Source organism: Bacillus sp. NH11B, from assembly GCF_001884205.1.
In the GTDB taxonomy this organism is placed as follows: domain Bacteria; phylum Bacillota; class Bacilli; order Bacillales; family Bacillaceae_G; genus Bacillus_A; species Bacillus_A proteolyticus.
On record NZ_MAOG01000088.1, the window covers coordinates 90,420 to 111,851 of the forward strand.

The 21,432-nt window shown below is 35.8% G+C and carries 26 protein-coding genes and 1 pseudogene; 7 read left to right on the forward strand and 20 right to left on the reverse strand.

Annotated elements, in window-relative coordinates:
- Positions 1–5: 5 nt before the first annotated feature.
- From BAU27_RS12725 to BAU27_RS12760, 8 genes and pseudogenes are all read right to left on the reverse strand, one after another.
- Positions 6–212, reverse strand: coding sequence for a hypothetical protein (locus BAU27_RS12725; protein WP_071748301.1), 207 nt, complete (start codon positions 210–212; stop codon positions 6–8).
- 63 nt (positions 213–275) lie between these two features.
- Positions 276–569 (reverse strand): annotated as a pseudogene (locus BAU27_RS12730) (anti sigma factor C-terminal domain-containing protein); the annotation flags it as partial.
- Positions 570–730: 161 nt separating this feature from the next.
- Positions 731–1,075, reverse strand: a complete 345-nt coding sequence (locus BAU27_RS12735) for a DUF6176 family protein (RefSeq protein ID WP_071771043.1) — start codon at positions 1,073–1,075, stop codon at positions 731–733.
- 2 nt (positions 1,076–1,077) lie between these two features.
- Complete coding sequence (locus BAU27_RS12740) at positions 1,078–1,866, reverse strand: GNAT family N-acetyltransferase (RefSeq protein ID WP_071748304.1); 789 nt, start codon at positions 1,864–1,866, stop codon at positions 1,078–1,080.
- A complete protein-coding gene (locus BAU27_RS12745; RefSeq protein WP_071748305.1) occupies positions 1,863–2,195 on the reverse strand; it encodes a cupin domain-containing protein in 333 nt (110 codons plus the stop codon). The genes BAU27_RS12740 and BAU27_RS12745 overlap by 4 nt, the downstream gene beginning before the upstream one ends.
- A gap of 44 nt (positions 2,196–2,239) precedes the next feature.
- Positions 2,240–2,665 (reverse strand): hypothetical protein, encoded by a 426-nt coding sequence (locus tag BAU27_RS12750; protein ID WP_071771044.1) that lies wholly within the window; start codon positions 2,663–2,665, stop codon positions 2,240–2,242.
- A gap of 138 nt (positions 2,666–2,803) precedes the next feature.
- Entirely contained in the window at positions 2,804–3,937 is a 1,134-nt protein-coding gene (ald, locus tag BAU27_RS12755; RefSeq protein WP_071748306.1) for an alanine dehydrogenase, read from the reverse strand.
- Between the two features lie 214 nt (positions 3,938–4,151).
- Positions 4,152–4,943, reverse strand: a complete 792-nt coding sequence (locus BAU27_RS12760) for an SDR family oxidoreductase (protein WP_071771045.1) — start codon at positions 4,941–4,943, stop codon at positions 4,152–4,154.
- A gap of 147 nt (positions 4,944–5,090) precedes the next feature.
- On the opposite strand from BAU27_RS12760, the gene BAU27_RS12765 reads away from it, so the two are divergent.
- A complete protein-coding gene (locus BAU27_RS12765; protein WP_001066672.1) occupies positions 5,091–5,549 on the forward strand; it encodes a universal stress protein in 459 nt (152 codons plus the stop codon).
- A gap of 43 nt (positions 5,550–5,592) precedes the next feature.
- On the opposite strand, the gene BAU27_RS12770 is transcribed toward BAU27_RS12765, so the two are convergent.
- A complete protein-coding gene (locus tag BAU27_RS12770) occupies positions 5,593–6,297 on the reverse strand; it encodes a hypothetical protein (protein ID WP_071771046.1) in 705 nt (234 codons plus the stop codon).
- A gap of 94 nt (positions 6,298–6,391) precedes the next feature.
- On the opposite strand from BAU27_RS12770, the gene BAU27_RS12775 reads away from it, so the two are divergent.
- Positions 6,392–6,571, forward strand: a complete 180-nt coding sequence (locus BAU27_RS12775) for a ProA domain protein (RefSeq protein ID WP_070145106.1) — start codon at positions 6,392–6,394, stop codon at positions 6,569–6,571.
- 101 nt (positions 6,572–6,672) lie between these two features.
- The gene (locus BAU27_RS12780; RefSeq protein WP_071771047.1) at positions 6,673–7,239 is read left to right on the forward strand and encodes a DinB family protein; all 567 of its coding nucleotides are present in this window, start codon (positions 6,673–6,675) and stop codon (positions 7,237–7,239) included.
- A gap of 57 nt (positions 7,240–7,296) precedes the next feature.
- Here the strand turns inward: BAU27_RS12780 and argH are convergent, their stop codons facing one another.
- Both argH and BAU27_RS12790 read right to left on the reverse strand, forming a co-directional pair.
- Positions 7,297–8,685, reverse strand: a complete 1,389-nt coding sequence (gene argH, locus BAU27_RS12785; protein ID WP_071771048.1) for an argininosuccinate lyase — start codon at positions 8,683–8,685, stop codon at positions 7,297–7,299.
- The gene (locus BAU27_RS12790) at positions 8,682–9,887 is read right to left on the reverse strand and encodes an argininosuccinate synthase (protein ID WP_071748311.1); all 1,206 of its coding nucleotides are present in this window, start codon (positions 9,885–9,887) and stop codon (positions 8,682–8,684) included. The genes argH and BAU27_RS12790 overlap by 4 nt, the downstream gene beginning before the upstream one ends.
- A 166-nt stretch (positions 9,888–10,053) precedes the next feature.
- Between BAU27_RS12790 and BAU27_RS12795 the strand changes: the two genes are divergently transcribed.
- Positions 10,054–10,371, forward strand: a complete 318-nt coding sequence (locus BAU27_RS12795) for a radical SAM protein (protein ID WP_071771049.1) — start codon at positions 10,054–10,056, stop codon at positions 10,369–10,371.
- Between the two features lie 28 nt (positions 10,372–10,399).
- Here BAU27_RS12795 and BAU27_RS12800 read toward each other — a convergent pair whose 3' ends face one another.
- On the reverse strand, positions 10,400–10,594 hold the full coding sequence (locus BAU27_RS12800) for a hypothetical protein (RefSeq protein ID WP_071748313.1): 195 nt from the start codon (positions 10,592–10,594) through the stop codon (positions 10,400–10,402).
- A gap of 859 nt (positions 10,595–11,453) precedes the next feature.
- Here BAU27_RS12800 and BAU27_RS12805 point away from each other — a divergent pair.
- Positions 11,454–12,116, forward strand: coding sequence for a YitT family protein (locus BAU27_RS12805; RefSeq protein ID WP_071748314.1), 663 nt, complete (start codon positions 11,454–11,456; stop codon positions 12,114–12,116).
- A 30-nt stretch (positions 12,117–12,146) separates the two neighbouring features.
- On the opposite strand, the gene BAU27_RS12810 is transcribed toward BAU27_RS12805, so the two are convergent.
- Entirely contained in the window at positions 12,147–12,980 is an 834-nt protein-coding gene (locus BAU27_RS12810; protein WP_071748315.1) for an EcsC family protein, read from the reverse strand.
- Positions 12,981–13,160: 180 nt separating this feature from the next.
- Here BAU27_RS12810 and BAU27_RS12815 point away from each other — a divergent pair, with 180 nt between their 5' ends.
- Positions 13,161–13,595, forward strand: coding sequence for an NUDIX hydrolase (locus BAU27_RS12815; RefSeq protein WP_071771050.1), 435 nt, complete (start codon positions 13,161–13,163; stop codon positions 13,593–13,595).
- Positions 13,596–13,618: 23 nt separating this feature from the next.
- Here BAU27_RS12815 and ackA read toward each other — a convergent pair whose 3' ends face one another.
- From ackA to BAU27_RS12840, 5 genes are all read right to left on the reverse strand, one after another.
- A complete protein-coding gene (gene ackA / locus BAU27_RS12820; RefSeq protein ID WP_071748317.1) occupies positions 13,619–14,812 on the reverse strand; it encodes an acetate kinase in 1,194 nt (397 codons plus the stop codon).
- Between the two features lie 299 nt (positions 14,813–15,111).
- Entirely contained in the window at positions 15,112–16,098 is a 987-nt protein-coding gene (locus BAU27_RS12825) for a class I SAM-dependent methyltransferase (protein ID WP_071771051.1), read from the reverse strand.
- Between the two features lie 199 nt (positions 16,099–16,297).
- Positions 16,298–16,798 (reverse strand): thiol peroxidase, encoded by a 501-nt coding sequence (tpx, locus tag BAU27_RS12830; RefSeq protein WP_071748319.1) that lies wholly within the window; start codon positions 16,796–16,798, stop codon positions 16,298–16,300.
- Positions 16,799–16,931: 133 nt separating this feature from the next.
- Complete coding sequence (gene ytfJ, locus BAU27_RS12835) at positions 16,932–17,327, reverse strand: GerW family sporulation protein (protein WP_000350005.1); 396 nt, start codon at positions 17,325–17,327, stop codon at positions 16,932–16,934.
- Between the two features lie 12 nt (positions 17,328–17,339).
- Positions 17,340–17,978, reverse strand: coding sequence for a DUF2953 domain-containing protein (locus BAU27_RS12840; protein WP_071748320.1), 639 nt, complete (start codon positions 17,976–17,978; stop codon positions 17,340–17,342).
- A 204-nt stretch (positions 17,979–18,182) separates the two neighbouring features.
- Between BAU27_RS12840 and BAU27_RS12845 the strand changes: the two genes are divergently transcribed.
- Positions 18,183–18,986: an NAD kinase gene (locus BAU27_RS12845; RefSeq protein WP_071748321.1), complete on the forward strand. Its 804-nt coding sequence runs from the start codon at positions 18,183–18,185 to the stop codon at positions 18,984–18,986.
- Positions 18,987–19,260: 274 nt separating this feature from the next.
- Here BAU27_RS12845 and BAU27_RS12850 read toward each other — a convergent pair whose 3' ends face one another.
- A complete protein-coding gene (locus tag BAU27_RS12850; protein WP_071771052.1) occupies positions 19,261–20,829 on the reverse strand; it encodes an amidohydrolase in 1,569 nt (522 codons plus the stop codon).
- Between the two features lie 87 nt (positions 20,830–20,916).
- Complete coding sequence (locus BAU27_RS12855; RefSeq protein WP_071771053.1) at positions 20,917–21,348, reverse strand: VOC family protein; 432 nt, start codon at positions 21,346–21,348, stop codon at positions 20,917–20,919.
- Between the last annotated feature and the right edge of the window lie 84 nt (positions 21,349–21,432).

The window sequence follows — 21,432 nt, forward strand, 5'->3', positions numbered from 1 at the left end:
GCACTTTAAAAAGTACCTTCTTCTATTTCACTAATATTTAATTGAAATTTCACAATCCAGACTGAGAAAAGATGGACAAGAATCGCAAACGCCATACATGCTCCACTCAAAAAGGTTAATATAGGATGCGAATACACATGCCCCAACCCATAAGACGCTCCTACGAAAAACAATGTTATGTAAATATATATCGCTCCATGTATTTGCCTCATATAAACCTCCTTTTCCCATATTATAACATAAATTTTCTGATTATTCACATTAATTACTTGTAATCAATATTTCTCAACTGTTACACCTCTAACAGCAGCCTTAATATATGGTGCTCCTTGTAAACTTTGTAAATCCTCTCTTTTGCCTGTTACAACTACACCGTATGTTGGTAAGTCTTCTGATTTGAAGTTTTTGATCTCATTATAGTTTATCCTAAAACCTTCTTGATATCCCCCTTTATTTTCACTTAAAGATTTCATAGATTTAATAAACTCCATAGAGTTTATTTTAATATCCTCGTACTCATCTTTCTTTCTATCAGCATAACTCCTCTGAAATCCAAACACAGCTTTTGATTTCTCTATTGATAATGATTCAAACGTCTCATGACTCATCTAGCTCTCCTTTCTATATACTCAACGTTTGAAAGCACAACATGTATACAGCCTTTCCGAAAAATTTTTCATAATAAAAAGCACATCCATTTTGATGCACTTCTCACAAAAATACTATTCTATTATTTCATCGCTTCCTTCACAACATCTTGAATCATAACGACTTCTGTTTTCATATCAAAAGCCGGCGCTTCTTCATCAATACACTCATACCAAAACGCTAAGTGCTTTTTATCAATTTCATGATGAGAATTTTCGACAAGAGCCCCGCCTTCTCCTTGCACAGAATACCAATATAAGTACTCTTCTCCATCTCTTATTTCCCGGAAAATTGTCTCAACGTACATCTTTTCGTCGTTTAGTGTCAAAAGCACTTCTTTCATATTGTCATTAAGAAGCTGCATCCATTCATCTACACGATGACTTTTACCTTGTTTCACTTTAAATCTTGTTAACTCCACATTCATTTTTATTCCCCCGTTTTCTTACGTACAAACAATCTATATTCTATTGGATTATTAAAACTTAATTTACTAGCTAATTTTTGCGAAGGAATATTATCTACATAACAATCCCAGCAAGGTGTAATATCATTTTTTATGCAATGTTCAATGAACCGCGTTGCAACAGCTTGAGCTAACCCTTTCCCTTGATGCGCTTCATGCGTTGCAATATCGATTTCAGCAAACTCATTCCCACTAAATATCGAAACACATTCCGCTACAATCATTCCTTCTTGTTCTATACAAAATCCAAAACCATCATTCAAAAACGCTTCAATTGATCCCCAATATTCTTTATAATATTCCTCTGTAAATTCATTGCTTTGTGCTATATCTTTTCTATCAATACGCTTCACTTCATATGTATTTTTGTTACAACCTCGTTTTCTCTCTTCATAAGTTACTCTTTGAAATTTCATTCGCGGGATGTTCCGAAGTACATTACTAAAACGCTCTTCAATCATCATTTCCCATTCTTCACTCGAAGTGAAGAGTGTAAATCTCTTCTCTATTTTTTCAATAGCCGTTTTTATATACGAAAATAAATCTTCGTTATAATTTTGATCATCAGTATCACCAAATAAATAATAGATACCGTTAGCTGTACTAATTAGTCCTGCTGTTAACTTCTCGTTTGCAAAAACCTCACCATCTATCATTTGATCACATACCGCATAAGCAAACGTCGTCGTTTTTGTATGACTTTCTAAAATCGGAAGGATTTTTCTATACTCGGCTACAGATAATTTTTTCATACTTGCTCTACTTTAATCGTATCAGCCTCTATATTTTCAAAACAAAGATTTACCGTTCTCTTTAATGCTCTTGTTCTATGAATCGTACATGCTGGAATTAAAATAGAATCATTTGGCTTTAATACCGCCGTTTCTCCATCTTCAAAATCGATAAGTAATTCTCCCTCTAACACAATAAATAATTCATCCGAATTAGAATGATAGTGCCAATCATATTCACCAGTAAATACAGCGATTCGTAAGCAATGACTATTTACATTTGAAACGACGAAGTTTTTATGTTGATCTTGAATGTCCTTCGTTAATTCTATTAAGTTCACAGTTTCCATATTTCGTCCCACCCTTTCATTAGTCGTTCTCCTGAAAAACTAACTTAGTCTCCGCCACCCCCGCAGTCGCCTCCACTATCACTTGAGCTGCTACAATCATTGTTACTGTCGTAACCAAATCCACTTGATGAGTTTGAAGCGTATGAAGATTTTTTTCTCTTTTTTTTCCTATCTCTCTTACTTTCATGACTAGGCCATACTGTAGCAAAGAGTATAACGAATAAGGCTAATTCTATTACGACAAGTATAAATTCTAGAATACTCTCAATAATATTGGGAGTTATCCCAAAACTGTAAAACACCCCAAGTGAATACATACACAAAATTACATACAGAGCCATACAAATATACCGAAATGTTTTTTCTATCATAATGACTACTTTTTTTGAAGTGGGTATGTTCTGTTCCTGTTTCTTCTTTATGTATTTCTGTCTCCTAGCTTGCTTTTTCTTCCTATTTTTGCTCCCCATTGAATCCCCTCTTTTATATTGTATAATTCTAAATTATCACAATAAAGGTCTGTTAACATTAAAAAATAACAATTTTTTACATGTTATTCCCCATAAAAAAAGACCCTCCTAAAAAGGAAGGTCCCGAACATATCTCTATTATGATAAAGCAGGAGCTTTTTCAAGAAGCTCTTTTGCATCAGCGTATTGTAAGCCGTGCGCTTCTGCCACTGCTTCGAATGTTACATAGCCATCTAATGTGTTAATACCTTTTAATAATGCAGTGTTGCCTAGGCAAGCAGCTTTGTAGCCTTTGTTAGCAATTTGTACTGCATATGGCACTGTTACGTTTGTTAATGCAAGAGTTGATGTACGTGGAACCGCACCTGGCATATTTGCAACTGCATAATGAACAACGCCATGTTTTTCGTAAGTTGGGTTGTCATGAGTTGTAATACGGTCAGTTGTTTCGAAAATACCACCTTGGTCAATCGCGATATCTACAACGACAGAACCTGGTTCCATTGATTGAATCATTTCTTCTGTTACAAGTTTTGGCGCTTTTGCACCTGGGATTAATACCGCACCGATTACAAGATCAGATTCTTTTACAGCTTCTGCAATGTTGTACGGGTTAGACATTAAAGTTTTTACTTGGTTTCCGAAAATGTCATCTAACTGACGAAGACGTTCTGCACTTAAGTCGATGATTGTTACATCTGCACCTAAACCTACTGCAATCTTCGCTGCGTTTGTACCAGCTTGACCACCGCCGATAATTGTTACTTTGCCGCGTTTCACCCCTGGAACGCCTGCAAGCAAGATACCTTTACCGCCTTTGTTTTTCTCAAGGAATTGTGCACCGATTTGTGCAGACATACGACCAGCTACTTCACTCATTGGTGCAAGTAACGGTAAAGAACGATTGTCTAATTGTACTGTTTCGTATGCGATTGATGCGACTTTGTTATCAATTAATGCTTTCGTTAATTCTGGTTCTGGAGCTAAGTGTAAGTATGTGAATAAAATTAAACCTTCGCGGAAATAGCCGTATTCACTTGCAACTGGCTCTTTTACCTTCATAACCATATCTTGATTCCATGCTTCTTCAGCAGTTTCAACAAGTTTCGCACCAGCTTGTACGTATTCTTCATCTGTAAAGCCTGATCCTATACCTGCTCCTTTTTGAACAAAAACTTCATGACCATTTTGTACTAAATGTACAGCTCCCGCTGGCGTCATTGCCACACGGTTTTCATTGTTTTTAATTTCTGTTGGAATACCGATACGCATTATTAGTTCCCCCTTGAGTTATGAAATGACCCCTGAATCATTTTTTAAAGCGCTTTCTACGCTCTTATATTCTAACATAATATCTCAATATTTGACAAAAAAATAATACAAGTTTTCCGATAGATTTAATCTTACATGAAAGGACAGTATTATCCGTACCTCTGAGTATAAAGGATAAACTGTCCAATTATTCGAAACTTCACTTTATTTAATTCTATCGATGTCTATGAATAACATCAACAGCACCTGTTACTTCAATAATCGTGCCCGTAATCATATCAGAATCGTCCTCACATAAAAACGAAATGGTTCTTGCGATATCTTCACCTGTTCCAGATCTACCAATTGGTGTGTTACTACCTTTCAGATTTCGTGCTTCTTCAATCGTTGCCTCTTTCATTTCACCAATTATATCACCAGGACATACCATATTCGCAGTAATACCGTATTCAGCTTCTTCGTATGCGACTGTTTTCGTTAAAGAAACAAGTCCGACTTTCGCAGCTGCAAAGGCTGAACGATAAATCCATCCAGGCGCGCTATCTGCCCCTTGAAATCCATAGTTAATAATACGGCCAAATTGCTGGTTTCTCATAATCGGTACGACAAGTTTTAATAAATGAAACACCGCTGTTAAATTACCCTGGATCATTTCATTCCATTCGTCTTCTTCGTAATCGACTAATTTTTTCCTTTCAAATACGTAAGGACCAGCATTATTAATTAAGAAGTCAATTTTGCCAAAACGGCTCATCGCTTCTTCTACCATTTTATGTAAATCTTCCTTTTTCGTGACATCAGCTTGCACGAATTGTAGACGCTCTTCCATATTTTTATATGTTTCTTTCATCGTTTCCATAGCAGCTATATCGCTATGGTATGTTACTGTTACTGAATATCCTTTAGCCAATAACTTTTCTGTTACTTGCTTTCCTAAACCTTTCGTACCGGCTGTAATGAGCGCGTGTCTCACAAACATGCCTCCTTTTAAATTGCTATACTCCATATGTAACAAGTTCTCGCTTCAATTACAACTAAAATGAATTAAAGCAAAGTTTTCAAAATTCTGTAACGTTTCCGACAAGCACATTACCAAAATTTGTTTTATAATTAAGTTGTAAACAGTTATAAAAATGATTGGGAGGAATTTACTATGAATAATACATATACAAATATTTTAATTGCGGTGGACGGTTCTAAAGAAGCAGAAAAAGCCTTTAAAAAAGCAATTCAAGTTGCAAAACGCAACAATGCAACATTAACAATTGCTCATATCGTTGATGTAAAAGCATACTCAGCAGTAGAAGCTTATAGCCGCGCAATTGCTGAACGTGCAAATCTATTTGCAGAAGACTTATTAGAAGACTACAAAAAAACTGCGCTTGAAGCTGGTCTTGAAAAAATTGAAACTGTATTAGAATTTGGTAATCCTAAATCTAAAATTTCAAAAGAAATCGCTCCAAACCATAAAGTGGATTTAATTATGTGTGGTGCAACTGGTTTAAATGCTGTTGAACGTTTCCTAATTGGTAGCGTCTCTGAACATATTATTCGCTACGCGAAATGCGATGTCCTTGTTGTTCGTGGTGATGAGGAGCAAGGTGATCTTTAATTTATAATAAAAAAACACCAAGTCCACATGGGCTTGGTGTTTTTCATTTCACATATTTCACTACAAATACGAGACAAGCTAGAACAACAATGACAACCGCAAACACATAAGGCGGAAGGAACTTCAAAGACCATAACGCCATCATTAACGTCGCAACCGTTAAGTACGTTTGCTTTGCATCTTCTGTCATTTTTTTGCGAAGCAAAAAAACATACAAATAACCAATTGGCGGCGTAATAAAACAAAGAATATATATGATTTTTGATTTTAAATACCACTTTTGTTCTCCGAGTTTCTTTAGATCTTCTTCTATCCTCTTACTCTCTTGTTCTCTCGCTTCTTCTTCAATCGGATCTTCCTCTTCTCCTCGCTTTTCTTTCATATAAGGAAGAAAATGCATGAAAAAATAACATGCAAATACAATTGCCCAAAATTCGATATTTAACCTTTCTAGCGGAATATGCTCACTTGCAAAAGCAGCCGTGATTACTAATGAAAAACAATACGTTGTCATCCAAAATGAACGTTTTCTCTTTTTTCGTTCAATTTCTTTTTTATCTTTTGCACCTTGTACTTTCTTTTTTCTCGAAAGCCATAAAGAAATACAGCAATCTACTACAAATAGAGTAAAGATAAATATCGCAACATGCACTGTTTCTACATTCTCAAATGAAAATATTGATGGGAATGCCACATGTAGCACAATTAATGTGTACAAAATTAACCCTATGAAATAAATACGTCTCATCTTCCATTCCTTTCTTATTTCCTAGCATTAGGTTAACATACATTTTTTAGAAATAGACGGACAAAATATATGTGTTTAGAAAAGGAGGATTTATATGGGAGATCATGAACGTATTATTTTAGATGTCAACGAGCAAGAGATTGAAATGTTAAATACAATATGCTCACATTTTAAAGAAAAACATGGCGTTGAACTAAGTCATGGTGCGCTGTTTCGAGATTTAATGGATATTGAGTATATTCGTATCACAGAAGATCGACATAAGTATGATTAATCAATGAAGCTTTAAGCCTAGAACATACTGTTCTAGGCTTAATTAAATCCACACGAAAAATGTTATAATTAGGAAAAAACAGGTGCGGAGGATGCTCTACTATGAAATCTGAAAATATCTCAAAACATTTTCACACATTACATGTGCAAAGAAACCAGTTCCTACCTAAGCTTCATTCACTATCACATGAACAACTATGGTATAGGAAAGAGGACAAAAAATGGTCTATTGGTGAACACTTTTATCACTTATATTTAATTACAAGGATGCTAAAAGTAGCGATTAAATTCTCTTTCACTCTTATCCCCTATGCCAAACTAAGAAGAAACACCCCATTCGCAACTGAAATTCATGACATTTATGCCGAATACAAGGAGAAGCATGGCAGAGGAATGAAAGCACCTTGGATTTTAATCCCTTCAAAAAAAGTTTATGATTCTATGAATGTAACAGAATTAGAAGACTTACTTTCACATGAAACAGATGAAATAAAAAAGCTAGTTCAAAATATAGAAGAAAATATTGCAGGACATATCGTATTTTTAGATCCAATTGCTCACTACCCTAACCTTATTCAATCTATTCAGCTATTAGCGATACATGAGAGGCATCATTTTATGATTATGAAAAACAATTATGAAATGATAGATACATACCTAAAAATCTAAACACAAAAAGGGAAGGTACTTCTAAAAAAGCACCTTCCCTTTTATATCATACATCATTTAACTTCCAACAAACTCTATAGTTAACCCCTTCGCCTTCTCCAAAGCTTTTTCAATTTGCTTAAACCCTGTCCCGCCAGCACTATTACGACGTTTCACAGCTGCGTAAGGTGAAAGAACTTCATATAAATCTTCTTCAAATAACGAGCTCATTTCTTTATATGTTTCCAGTGGTACATCTAATAAATAAATTCCTTTTTGCGTACAATGAAGAACTAGTTTCCCAACAATTTCATGAGCTTGACGGAATGGTAGTCCTTTGCTTGCTAAATAGTCAGCAATTTCTGTTGCGTTAGAGAAATCTTGCGTTACAGCTTGCCCCATTTTTTCTTTGTTTACAGTCATCGTTTCAAGCATGCCTGCCATGATATGAAGGCATCCTTCTACTGTTTTTACTGTATCAAACATTCCTTCTTTATCTTCTTGTAAGTCTTTATTGTACGCGAGCGGTAATCCTTTCATTACTGTAAGTAAACTGAATAAATTACCGTATACTCTGCCTGTTTTACCACGGATTAGTTCCGCCATATCCGGATTTTTCTTTTGCGGCATAATACTGCTTCCTGTTGCGTATTGATCACTCATTTCAATAAATTGAAACTCTTGGCTACTCCATAAAATAAGTTCTTCGCAAAAGCGTGATAAGTGCATCATGAGCATAGATGAGTTACTTAAAAACTCCAATATGAAATCACGATCGCTTACTGCATCTAAACTATTTTCATAGATGCCATGAAATCCAAGAAGCTCCGCATTATATTCTCGGTCAATCGGGAATGTTGTCCCAGCTAGCGCCCCTGCTCCTAATGGCGAAATGTTAATGCGTTTTAATGAATCTTCATAACGATTCACATCGCGCTCTAACATCCAAAAGTAAGCAAGAATATGATGTGCAAATGATATAGGCTGTGCACGCTGTAAGTGCGTATAGCCAGGCATAATTGTTTCAATATTATTTTCTGCTTGATGAACAAGAACAGTTTGCAATTGTTTTGTAGCTTTTATAATATGTTCTACTTTTTCATTTAAATACAAGTGCATATCTGTCGCTACTTGGTCGTTACGGCTTCTGCCTGTATGAAGTTTCCCTCCTACTTCACCGATCTTTTCGATTAACATCTTTTCAATGTTTAAATGAATGTCCTCAGCTTCAACTGAGAAATGTAACTTATTTTGTTTCGCTTCTTCTAATAAATATTGAAGACCTATCTTTATTTTCTCCGCTTCATCTTTCGTAACGATGCCTTGCTTTGCTAACATCGTTACGTGTGCGATACTCCCTTTTATATCTTGGTTAACCAATTGCTTATCAAAGGAAATAGAAGCTCCGAATTCTTCTACCCACGCTTCCGCTTCTTCTGTAAAACGTCCGCCCCAAAGTTTGCTCACGCTTCCACCTTCTTTTGATTCACTTGGCTGTATACTTTCGTAGGTAAACCAAATAATGAAATGAATCCGACTGCTGCATCATGATTAAATTCATCCTGGGCAGTATACGTTGCTAGCTTTTCATCGTATAAAGAGTACTCAGATTTACGCCCTTCTACAATCGCATGACCTTTAAATAATTTCACACGCACTGTACCTGTTACATTCTTTTGCGTTTCTTGTAAAAATGCATGAAGCGCTTGTTTTAAAGGGGAGAACCATAAACCGTTATAAATAAGTTCTGTTATTTTCTGCTCAATCACCGGTTTAAAATGTGCTACTTCTTTTACGTGTGTTAAATCTTCTAGCTCTTTATGTGCTGTGATTAACGTCATTGCTGCTGGGCATTCGTATACTTCACGAGATTTAATACCGACAAGACGATTTTCTACGTGATCAATACGTCCAACACCATGTTTTCCGGCAAGGGCATTTAACGTTTTAATTAGTTCTGACAGTGAATACGAAGTGCCATTTAAAGTCGTCGGTACTCCTGCTTCAAATCCAATTTCTACAAACTCTGGTTTATTCGGTGTATCTTCTAATGCTAATGTCATTTCGTATGCATCTTCTGGCGGCGCTGCCCATGGATCTTCTAAAATTCCACATTCGTTGCTGCGTCCCCATAAGTTTTGATCGATTGAGAATGGGCTATCTAAATTAATTGGAATTGGTACATCGTTTTCTTTTGCATATGCAATTTCTTCTTCACGTGACCATTTCCATTCACGCACAGGTGCAATCACTTCTAAGTAAGGATTTAATGCTTGAATAGAAACTTCAAAACGAACTTGGTCATTCCCTTTTCCTGTACATCCGTGTGCAACTGCAGTCGCACCTTCTTGTTCTGCAATTTCCACTAACTTTTTCGCAATAAGCGGACGAGATAATGCAGAGACAAGAGGATATTTCCCTTCGTATAATGTGTGTGCTTGCATCGCCATCAATGCATATTCATTCGCGAATTCTTCTTGAACATCCACCATATACGATTTAATTGCACCTACTGAAAGTGCTTTTTCTTTTACAAACGCTAAGTCTTTACCTTCCCCTAGATCCAAGCAAAGCGCGATGATATCATAATTCTTCTCTTGTAACCATTTAATTGCAACGGAAGTATCAAGACCTCCAGAATATGCTAACACAACTTTTTTCTTCTCCATTTTGCATCCCCCTAAAGAATAAATATTCATTTTCTTTTATAATAATTCACACTTTAACACCTTTTACAAAATGTATCAAGGGTCATTTTCAAATTTTTTCAAACAATTTCATCGAACTTCTTTCTGTTTTTATGTAAAATAGAGGCAGGAAAATGGAGGGATGTCTATGAAAAAGTATTTTATATACAATGAACATCTAGGAATTGAAGTGCCGAACATACAAGACGAATGGGAAGACATCTCTGAACAAGCGCAGCATTCTATTTTATTAAAATGGGAGCAAGTTCGTGGAAAGATTCCTGATCGCATAAAAGAACTCGAACACTCTATTAACGCAAAACAGCATCATTTAAATAACGAAGAAGACTTCGAAATTTCTTGCAAGCTTAATTCAGAAATTGCCGATCTCGCTTCCATCATTAATGACCTTTGGCTTTGGTATCGACTCACTCAAAATGTATCTGAGGGAAAAGCACACCAATGAAAAAAGCATGCCCCTCAATTACTTTGGGTCATGCTTTTTTGTCGTAACACGATTTACAATATATTTCTTGTGCTGTTTTCACCAAACACACATCAAACGGACCAACTAATATACTTCTTTCTTTTGGCAACTTTACAAAAGCAACTAGCTCTTCTTCATATTGAATCTTTTTCTGACATGAAACGCATATTAATTCTTTTCTTTTGAACATGTCTTTTAGCATATCTTCACTCTCCCTTTTATCTATCTATATTAATATAATCTCATAATGGTTAATATTTGTAAAAAAATGACACATCCAAAAGTGACTGATTCATATACTATGTACACAAGGAGGTCTCAAACTTATGCGAGCTTTCATTATTATCACTTTAACTTTTTTAAGTGTCATTAGCTGGGATGCATTTTTTAAAGATAAAAGTGATAAGAACAATACAACTGAATAAAAACCCATCTTTTCTTACTTATTGGACAAACTTTAAAAAACTGTCCAATCTTACCGAACAGCTTAGGCTTTTCTACAAAAATATTTAAACATAACAATTTTTGTAGATTCCCTCCGCTTATTGTCGGTTTCCATCCGCATACATTTTTTGAAAGTATGATATAATAATATAAATCTTGAAGGAAGGGATTTTGATATCATGATCGCTCGAAGGAGCATGTGGCATCGTATTGATGAATCATACACGTAGCGTATTTTTCAGCTCAGATACTTTAGTCTAGCGAAAAAAATACGAGAGTGGGGAAATTATGATTGCCCGAAGGATAATTTGGCAAAAAAAAGACTCTTCTTACACATAGCGTTTTGTTTAGGACTTAATTGTTACTAGCTAAACTAAACAAAACAAAGAAGAGCAGGATTGCTAAATGACGAATCCTACTCCACGTTTTGTTTAGTCGCTTTAAGACTTAAACTAAAACGAAGGTAGGGAGAATTGATGGACGAGAGGATTATTCGTTATTTCTTCAGCGACATATAGCGTAGTTAGTTTTACGTAAACTAACTGAAAGCTACATGTGAGCTCGTAGTTAGTTTACAACACCAAAAGGACTACTAACTACGGAAAGAAGGAATAACGATGAGGAACATCCAAAGTCGACAAATTATTAAAGAAATTTTTATGGTTTTAATCGGTTCATTTATTTTAGCAGCAGCGCTATATCACATTCACTTCCAAAACCACTTAACAGAAGGTGGCTTTGTAGGTATTGCACTATTTATCCAAAATTTTTATGATATTTCACCATCTATTTCAACTGTATTAATGGATATCCCTATTATTTTACTATGTGCTTCATTTTTAGGTAGAAAAATGGTTGGCTATTCATTCTTAGGTTCACTTTCATTCGGAGCATTTTATTCCCTTATGGAAAATTATTCTCCTTTTACGGTAGATTTATCAAATAATTTATTTATAGCTGCAGTAGTTGGCGGTGCGTTAGCTGGTATTGGACTCGGTTTTATATTGCGATTTGGCGGTGCAACCGGTGGAGACGATATTTTAACAATTGTATTAAGTAAACGAACTCGTTTTACAATTGGGCAAATTTTCTTCGTCTTTGACGCGATTGTTCTTGCGCTTTCATTATATTATTTAAATTGGACAGAAATTGCTTTTACGATTCTTTCGATTGCCGTCCAGGCAAAAACATTGGATTTAATTTACTATCCAAAAGCAGCAAAGAAAGCAACAAAGCAACCAGTATCAATTCCAATGTCCAAAAAACATGCAACAAACTAAAAAGCGAAAGGCTTCGGCCTCTCGCTTTTTTTACGCTCTTTTTTCTTTTTCGACTATGTGGCGCACTTGATAAAATCGATTCGCAAATTCAGTAACATTTCTTGTTAAACGATAGTTCACTGTAGATCCGATCGCCATTCCAATTACCGGAATACCTTGGAATAGCTTACGACGAAGCGCATAAATCGAAAATGTCTTCAAAATTTGCTTTAACACAACCTCAGTAGAAGCTGGTTGTAACACCGCTTCGTCTCCTTCATAAAAGAACGAATCTTCTTGCTCCAGTTCTTGCAATAAATTGTACCATGCGTACTGCTGAAGTCTTCCTGGTAGTAATGACGCATGAAACACCTTTAACGCAAGCATCATTTCATAAGGCTTGTTCACATCATGCCCAAATGATGTCGCAATAAGTTGTACAGCCTTTACATTTAACGCAATCATAACCGGAAAATCAGCTGTTAATAATAATAAACCACCAGCACCCGTTGCTCCGCCTTGTACGAATGAATATAGGCGATGACGTGCTGTTTGCTGCTCTGCTATGTATGTTAATTGATCAATAGATAATGATTTCAAATCTTCAAGTTGCTCAATTGATTCATCAAATAATCTCGACGTTCCTAAAATACGATTACGTGCATCTAGCTGTGATTGTGAACTTTGAATAAGCGCATGCAAATGAAAGAGCCATCCATCTGCTTTCGTAAAGAAATCTTTTCGTTTTTTCTCAGGTAATTTCGCAATTGTAGTATGCAACCACTTATCAAACATTTTTTGAAAATCGGTCGATTCTTGCTCAACTAATTGCGCTTCCCATTCCTTTATATTGTCTAAAATGGCTTGTTCTCGCTTCGATTGCACCGTAACAACCACCTCGTTTGATTTTTTTCCATTGTAACATATTTGCAAATATGCTTGTACATTACATGTTCTTTATTTACGGCATAAGTTGCAATAATCTATCCGAATACATGTTACTAATTTCTACTTAGCTACAGTATAATCGTCCTTATACGAAACAAATAAGGAGCGATTATACATATGTATCCACGTGCAAAAGCTTTTGGCATTGCTATACATCACAGTCGCCTTCTCGTACAAGAATATCATACAGGCGATGAAACATATTACCGACCTCTTGGTGGATCAATTGAACTTGGTGAAAAATCAGCACATACTGTTATTCGTGAATTTAAAGAAGAACTTCATACAGAAGTGAAAATTATCGATTATTTAGGTTGCTTAGAAAACATCTTTTCTCTAGATGGAGAAATTGGTCATGAAATCATCCAACTATATTCTTTACGCTTATTAGACACATCACTATATGAAATGGAAATAATGAATATACAAGATGAGCAAACAGTATCCTATGCAAAATGGATTCCCATTACTGCCTTCATTCAAAAGGAAAAAATACTATATCCGGATGGAATTTTAAAATATATACAAAAGAAAAAAGACGAGATCCTATAGGGTCTCGTCTTTCTTTTCATATATTAACCAATGTCTCCAAGACGTAGTACGTCACGAGCGATCATAACTTCTTCGTCAGTTGGAATTACGATAATTTTTACTGGAGAGTGCGGGAAGCTGATGAATGCTTCTTCACCAAAGATGTTATTGCGTTTTACGTCGAAGTATACGCCCATGTACTCAAGGCCTTCTAATACGCGCTCACGAATAACTGCACTGTTTTCACCGATACCAGCTGTGAAGATGATTGCGTCTACACCTTTCATACGAGCTGTGTAAGAACCGATGTATTTATGGATACGGCTTACGAACACATCAAGTGCTACTTTCGCACGGTGGTCGCCTTCTTCTTCTTTCGTGATGATATCACGTAGGTCACTAGAGTAACCAGTAAGACCTAACATACCACTCTTCTTGTTTAATACGTTAACTACTTCTTCTACTGTTTGGCCTGTTTTTTCCATGATGTATGGAATTAACGCAGGGTCAATGTTACCAGAACGTGTACCCATTGTTACACCAGCAAGTGGAGTGAAGCCCATAGAAGTATCGATAGATTTTCCGCCTTCTACTGCTGCAATACTTGCACCGTTACCTAAGTGACAAGAAAGTAGGCTTAAGCTTTCAAGTGGACGACCTAATAATTCAGCCGCACGCTCAGTTACATATTTATGAGAAGTTCCGTGGAAACCGTATTTACGGATGCCAAATTTCTCGTAGTACTCATATGGTAAGCTGTATAGGAATGCAGATTCCGGCATTGTTTGGTGGAATGCTGTATCAAATACTGCTACTGCTGGTACGTTTGGTAATACTTCTTGGAATGCTTTAATACCAACAAGGTTTGCTGGGTTGTGAAGTGGTGCTAAATCGCTTAATTCTTCGATATCAGCTAATACTTCATCATTAATTAAAACAGAATCAGCAAATTTTTCGCCGCCGTGTACAACACGGTGACCGATACCGCCAATCTCATCAAGAGATTTTACGATTCCGTTTTCAGTTAATTTCTTAAGAAGCATATTAACTGCTACTGCGTGATCTGGGATGTTTGTAATTTCTTTTTGTTTTTCGCCATCTACAGTAATAGTGAAGATACTATCTTCTAAACCGATACGTTCTACTAAACCTTTTGTTAATACTGTTTCACTTGGCATTTCAAATAATTGGAATTTTAAGGAAGAGCTTCCTGCGTTAATCGCGATGATTTTTGACATCTAGTCTTTCGCCCCTTTTTCTCTTGGTAGTTGTGTGGATCATTCCACAAACCGCTCGATTTTATCTAATTAAATTCACTTATTATGAAAACGTTTCATCATCAGTAAATTTTATACTCACGGTTTTAATTTAAACATCGTCCGACATATATTTCAAGTGAAAAAATTGTAACACCAAGAAAAAAAATATATTACAGATTTCAAAAAAATTCAGTTAAATCTTGTATATATTAAAAAATATGACAAATCTTATATAACTGTACTACATTAATTACTAACCCTGTTACATATATATCGTATTATTTATGTGTTGCAAACCAAGTATTCAATTGATCCATAATGTTCTCCATAGCCTTCATGTTAGAGAATTTAGGTAATTCCACTAGTAGTGCCTGTTTCGGCATTGTTACACCTTGGCCTTTCTTTTGGAGAACAAATATACTTTTTGCATTTTTCTCGTTTTTAAACATGGAAACAGGTAGCTGTAACAAACCTTGAATAAAGCATGTTTCTTTAATAAATGCATGTAGTTTCGGCGCTTGATCACTTTCAAAAATGAAGTTTGGTACTAAGAAGAATAAATACCCGCCTTCTTTCGTATGTTTCACACTTTGTTCAATAAATAAGTGATGCGCATATGACATTCCTTCATTTGCTTTTAACGTATATTCACTTGCACCGATTTCGTTTGGATAGTAACCAATTGGTAAATCTGAAACGACTGCATCAACTGGATCAATATAAAGTGGTGCTAATCCATCTTGGTGGAAGAATTCAATTGCATGCTTTTGTAAATTCGCATTTACTAAAGCAAGTTTAATTAGCACTTCATCCACTTCTACACCAAATCCACTCATTGCTATTTCTTCTTTGGCGCCATTAAACACTGTAGTCATTAAGTTACCTGTTCCAATTGCAGGGTCTAAAACAGTAATTTCTTTTTGACCTTGCATAAATTTATGGAATAAGTAGCTCATGAACATTCCAACTGCATCAGGCGTCATTTCATGATTCGCTTGCACGCCTTCTTTCATTCCTTTTAAAATGGCTAGCTGAAATGCTTTACGAATTTCTTCCCCTTTATATGTTTCTTCATTAAACGTACTATATTCACGATTCAACCTTTCAATTGTTGATTCGGATAATTCCTCTTGTAAAATCGCTCCCTCAAACAAGTTATCACCTGTTTCTACAAGCGCCTCTAAATATGTTACATCTAATTCTTTACGTAAAACTACCGTAGAAGAATCAAAAATAGAAAATAATGTTTCTACTGCCTGACTCACGTACATTCCTCCTTCTCTCTTTTACACATAACTTATATCATACCACAAAGTGATTTTTTCCAAAAAGAAAAAGCGACCTCTTGTAAAGAGCTCCCCTTCAAGTTGTTTATGATGTAACGTCTTTTCTCATATATTAGTACCATTGTGCAGCAATATATGAGAAAAAACGACCTCTTTATAAGAGGTCATTTCCTTCACATTACTTCGCAGATTTAGCTGCTTCTAATGCTGCTTCATAGTTTGGATGGCTTGTACCTTCGCCTACGTATTCTGCGTAAACTACTTTGTCATTGCTATCTACTACGAATACTGCACGAGCAAGTAAACGAAGTTCTTTCATTACTAGGCCGTAAGCTTCACCGAATGAAAGGTCACGGTGATCAGAAAGTGTCGCAACGTTTTCTAAACCGTTTGCTGCACACCAGCGTTTTTGAGCGAATGGTAAATCAGCGCTAATTGTTAATACTTTCGCGTTTTCAATACCTGCTGCATCTTGGTTAAAACGACGAGTTTGTGCATCACATACACCTGTGTCGATTGAAGGTATAACACTAATTAATTTCACTTCACCTTTGTATGTTTCTAAACTTACTGGAGATAAGTCATTTGCTAACACTTGGAAGTTAGGCGCTTGATCGCCAACTTTAACTTCTGTTCCAACTAAAGTCATTGGGTTACCTTTAAAAGTTACATTTGCCACTTAAAAATCCTCCCTTATTTAAACAAAATATGTACAATGTAAATGATAGTTTGTCCCTATCGATAATGCAAATAAAATCGCTTTATTTACAAAAAAATAAAGAAGCTAATCCATTGATTAGCTTCTTTACTCGTTAAATTTGAAATTCCGGATCATCTTCTTTTCGTTTATCCATCATTTCTTTCACTTTATCAACAGCTTGTGGTGCTAATTCAATTATTTTGTCAATGACATGTGTTTGTTTATCTAAATGTAAAACTTTCACACCTTCTCCATTTATAACGAGAAAGGCAACAGGATTAATGGAAACTCCACCACCGCTACCTCCTCCAAATGGATGACGACCTGAATGCTCTACCTTGCCAAATTCACTTCCACCAGCAGCAAAGCCAAAACTTACTTTCGAAACGGTAAGAATTACACTTCCATCTGCTGCTTTAATCGGGTCACCAACAATTGTATTTACATCAGTCATTTGTTTTAAATGCTGCATTGCGGTTGTCATTAAACCTTGAATTGGATGGTCCATTCTATATCCCCCCTATGCTTGAACAGATTTATCTGTCATACCAGACTTTTGTTTTCTCATAAACATGAGTAGTTTTACCGCTGTTTTCACAGTACGAAATATATGAAAGGAAGCTGTTAATTCACATCTTGATGCAAATCCCTTCCCTTGAAAAACAGGTGTAATTTCAAATTCTGGTACGTCGACAATATGCATATATTGTCCTACAACTCCAGCAGCCATTCCTTTTGTCCCCCATGCATACCCAGTGACAATTCCAGTACTAGCCGCATCGCCTGCTCCAATTTGTGAATGCCACTTCCAACCATTGATTTTCACTCGTTTGAGAAAATCTTTAACAATAGTATGAACTTCTTGAAGCTTTTTTATCAGTTCTCCAATGCTATCAAGTTGTGCCATAATTTTATTATCTATTCCGCCATCTTTCTCAGCTTTTTCGATTTTCTGCCCCGTTTTTTTCTGTTGTTTTTCAATTCTTTCCAATACATCAAACGTATATCGAATCATCCATATTTTCACTTGAAATAAACATTGCTTTTCCATTTCTGAATATAAAAACGTCACCTTAAGCGATATTTTCGATAATAGTATTAGCAAAATAAAAAGTAGAAGAATTATCATTCCAATTACGAGCCATTTCATTCGTACCATCCTTTCACTCCATACCCATTATCGACAAGTTTATTCATCATTAAACAACCTTTTATAAAATTGAATATAAAAATTTTTCTAAAAACAAAAAGGAATTTTGACATTTTATATCGAAATATACTATTTGAGCATATCATTCAGAACACACTCTGATGGTATGCAGCACTAAGACTAGAAAATTTAACTGCAGTGGAGGGATACATAATGGCAAATCGTCGCAATTTATTTTTCTTTTATGGTGATGACAAAGTAACACTCGTTGAAAAAATGAAACCAATATATCGTATTTTAGAGGAGAATGGATTTACCATATTAGATCATCCAAAAAATGCAAACGCTATCGTCAGCGTTGGAGATGATGGAACTTTCTTACAAGCCGTTCGTAAAACTGGTTTTAGAGAAGATTGCTTATACGCAGGTATTTCTACGAAAGATGAAATTTCTTTCTACTGCGATTTCCACATCGATCACGTTGATACAGCCCTTCAAGAAATTACAAAAAACGAAATTGAAGTGCGAAAGTATCCAACAATTAAAGTTGATGTAGATCACGGTACATCATTCCATTGTTTAAATGAGTTCTCATTACGCTCTAGCATCATTAAAACATTTGTCGTAGATGTACACGTCGACAATTTACATTTTGAAACATTTAGAGGTGATGGATTAGTTATCTCCACACCAACAGGAAGTACCGCTTACAATAAATCATTACATGGCGCAGTTGTCGATCCACTTATCCCATGTTTCCAAGTAAGTGAACTAGCATCTTTAAATAACAACACATACCGTACACTCGGATCACCGTTTCTTTTAAATCACGAGCGCACGTTAACTTTAACACTTAAACCAGATGGTAATGATTACCCTGTTATCGGAATGGATAACGAAGCACTTAGCATTAAGCAAGTGGAGAAAGCCGTTGTTCGTTTAAGCGATAAACAAATTAAAACTGTTAAATTAAAAAACAACTCTTTCTGGGAAAAAGTACAGAGAACATTTTTATAGTATTAAAATAACCGCCGAATTATGGGATCCCCATAATTCGGCGGTTATTTATTTCTCAGCTGAAGCTTAACGATGTTTCACAATTTTTTTGGAACAAGACAACAGTATATGAAATTATATTAACGATTTTCCGAATATATCTATCACAACTCATAATATATCAACGATTCCATCCGAAATATCGATTTACCGACAAAAAGTGACTACATCATCAACTTATCTAAAAAGAGGAAGCATCACCAAAATGTATTTTCGTAGCCGCTCCCTCAAACTTTTAGACGTTTTTTCTATAAACAATCTCCCCATCAATGACGGTCATTTCGGCCTGTACTTCTTTTATTTCTTCCGCCTCAATTTCAAAAACATCGCGGTCTAATATCGTAAAGTCTGCTTCATATCCTTTTATAATTTGTCCTCGCTTTGCTTCTTTTCCAATTGCATACGCACTTCCTGTTGTAAATAAAGAAACAGCCTCATATACCGTTAATCTTTCTTCTGGCATATAACATACGCCATCAATAAAACTTCTACGTGTAACAGCACTATATATACCTAAAAACGGATTTACTTGTTCAATTGGAGCATCAGATCCACCATTGCAATGTAACCCTGCGTCCAGCAATGTCTTCCAAGCGTATGCGTAACGAAGACGATGCTTTCCTAGTTTTTCAATGACTGACGGAAAATCTGATGAAACAAAGACCGGTTGAATATCAATAATAGCTGGCAAATGTTTCATTCTTTCAATCAACTCTTCACGAGCTAGCTGACAATGAATAATACGGTCACGTAACCCTTCTGCTGGTGGATATAATTCAAGCGCATCAATGACATGTTCTAGTGATAAGTCACCGATTGTATGAATCGCAACTGGCATATGTAAGTCTCGTGCTTTCTTCACTAAACCTGCAAGCTCTTCACGTGAAAAAATCGCAACTCCATTTGTTTCCTTCGCATCTTCATACGGTTCACTTAATAAAGCTGTTCTTCCGCCAAAAGATCCATCAGAAAAAAATTTCATCGCTCCAAATTCAATATAGTGCTCATTTTCATATTCCTTTCGCTCATTCGCTACTTCATGGTGAACGAGTAAATGCGCTTTAAATGGCATTTCTTTTATAACGTGCGAAAACGCATTGTACGTTTTTTTAAAGCCACCATAATAATTTAAGTCTTCCGTATGTCCGCCAACTAATCCGTATTGCCAGCAGTCTGAAATAGCTGTTTGCAGGGCTCTTTGCAAATACGCTCCATCTATTTCAGGTTGAACATGTTTAATTAACTCTTGTCCTTGTTCATATAAAAGCCCTGTTAATTTATTTAATGAGTCCCGGCCGACTTTTCCGCCTTTCGGGTCTTGCGTCATTTCTGTTATGTTCGCTTCTTGCAGTATGTATGAGTTCACCCATGTAACGTGGCGACAAACGCGCTTTAATAAAATCGGATGTTCTTTAGAGATTTCATCTAGGTCACGTACATGAACTTGTTTCGTATCTGTAAAATTATTTTCATTCCAGCCTTCTCCGATAATCCAAGAACCTTTTGGTGCTGCTTCTACTCGTTTCCGAACGAGAGTCAGCACTTCGCTATAAGATTTGCAATTTGATAGATCTAGACGAAGTAACCTCTCCCCATGGCCAATAAGGTGCATATGGCTATCAACCAGCCCTGGAATCATCGTTTTCCCTTTTAGGTCATATAACTTCACTTCTGAATATCGGTTTTCTAACTCTTCTTTATTCCCCATATCAACAATGACGCCATTTTCAACGTAAATAGCTTCAACTTTTTCATTCTCTTCTCGCATAGTGTAAATGGTGCCGCCATACCAAATTTCTCCCATATACTCATCCCCTTTTTCCTTTAGTCTACGAAATTAGAGCGTATAAAAAAAGCACCATTTCGATTAAAAATGGTGCTTTTCCAAAAATTATTTTTGTTCAGTAGTAGACGTTGTAATTTGCCATTCAATGCTAAATTTATCTTTTACTTGTCCGTATGCTGGGCTCCAGAAAGTTTCTTGAAGTGGCATAATAACTTCTCCACCTTCTTGTAACTTATCGAATACTTCTTTTGCTTTTTCTGCATTACTAATTTGAATTGCGATTGTTACTTGAGATCCGATCGCATGCCCTTGACCTGGGAATGTATCAGAAATCATAAGTTCCGTATTACCAACTTTTAAAGTAGCATGTGCAACGCGCTCTTTCGCTTCAGCTGGAATCGGGTATTCTGGATTTTCAGGCATATCACCAAAAGTTTGCATTACTTCTACTTTTGCATCTAACGCCTCTTTATAAAACTGTACAGCTTCTTGCCCACTACCATCTAAAACTAAGTACGGATTAATACCTAAAATCATACGGACACCTCTTTTTTTAATTTATAAAAATCGAACTTATGTTCGTTTTTATAATATCATACATGTAACATTTCATTCAACTAT

Coding starts and splice junctions, on each gene's coding strand:
- BAU27_RS12745 (WP_071748305.1), bottom strand. CDS start 2,195: ATGGAAACTGTGAACTTAATAGAATTAACGAAGGACATTCAAGATCAA.
- BAU27_RS12725 (WP_071748301.1), bottom strand. CDS start 212: ATGAGGCAAATACATGGAGCGATATATATTTACATAACATTGTTTTTC.
- BAU27_RS12855 (WP_071771053.1), bottom strand. CDS start 21,348: ATGATTTTAGGTATTAATCCGTACTTAGTTTTAGATGGTAGTGGGCAA.
- BAU27_RS12780 (WP_071771047.1), top strand. CDS start 6,673: ATGAAATCTGAAAATATCTCAAAACATTTTCACACATTACATGTGCAA.
- BAU27_RS12775 (WP_070145106.1), top strand. CDS start 6,392: ATGGGAGATCATGAACGTATTATTTTAGATGTCAACGAGCAAGAGATT.
- BAU27_RS12850 (WP_071771052.1), bottom strand. CDS start 20,829: ATGGGAGAAATTTGGTATGGCGGCACCATTTACACTATGCGAGAAGAG.
- BAU27_RS12770 (WP_071771046.1), bottom strand. CDS start 6,297: ATGAGACGTATTTATTTCATAGGGTTAATTTTGTACACATTAATTGTG.
- BAU27_RS12795 (WP_071771049.1), top strand. CDS start 10,054: ATGAAAAAGTATTTTATATACAATGAACATCTAGGAATTGAAGTGCCG.
- BAU27_RS12815 (WP_071771050.1), top strand. CDS start 13,161: ATGTATCCACGTGCAAAAGCTTTTGGCATTGCTATACATCACAGTCGC.
- BAU27_RS12740 (WP_071748304.1), bottom strand. CDS start 1,866: ATGAAAAAATTATCTGTAGCCGAGTATAGAAAAATCCTTCCGATTTTA.
- BAU27_RS12805 (WP_071748314.1), top strand. CDS start 11,454: ATGAGGAACATCCAAAGTCGACAAATTATTAAAGAAATTTTTATGGTT.
- BAU27_RS12735 (WP_071771043.1), bottom strand. CDS start 1,075: ATGAATGTGGAGTTAACAAGATTTAAAGTGAAACAAGGTAAAAGTCAT.
- BAU27_RS12750 (WP_071771044.1), bottom strand. CDS start 2,665: ATGGGGAGCAAAAATAGGAAGAAAAAGCAAGCTAGGAGACAGAAATAC.
- BAU27_RS12765 (WP_001066672.1), top strand. CDS start 5,091: ATGAATAATACATATACAAATATTTTAATTGCGGTGGACGGTTCTAAA.
- ytfJ (WP_000350005.1), bottom strand. CDS start 17,327: ATGGACCATCCAATTCAAGGTTTAATGACAACCGCAATGCAGCATTTA.
- BAU27_RS12840 (WP_071748320.1), bottom strand. CDS start 17,978: ATGGTACGAATGAAATGGCTCGTAATTGGAATGATAATTCTTCTACTT.
- BAU27_RS12845 (WP_071748321.1), top strand. CDS start 18,183: ATGGCAAATCGTCGCAATTTATTTTTCTTTTATGGTGATGACAAAGTA.
- ackA (WP_071748317.1), bottom strand. CDS start 14,812: ATGTCAAAAATCATCGCGATTAACGCAGGAAGCTCTTCCTTAAAATTC.
- ald (WP_071748306.1), bottom strand. CDS start 3,937: ATGCGTATCGGTATTCCAACAGAAATTAAAAACAATGAAAACCGTGTG.
- BAU27_RS12760 (WP_071771045.1), bottom strand. CDS start 4,943: ATGGAGTATAGCAATTTAAAAGGAGGCATGTTTGTGAGACACGCGCTC.
- BAU27_RS12790 (WP_071748311.1), bottom strand. CDS start 9,887: ATGGAGAAGAAAAAAGTTGTGTTAGCATATTCTGGAGGTCTTGATACT.
- BAU27_RS12800 (WP_071748313.1), bottom strand. CDS start 10,594: ATGCTAAAAGACATGTTCAAAAGAAAAGAATTAATATGCGTTTCATGT.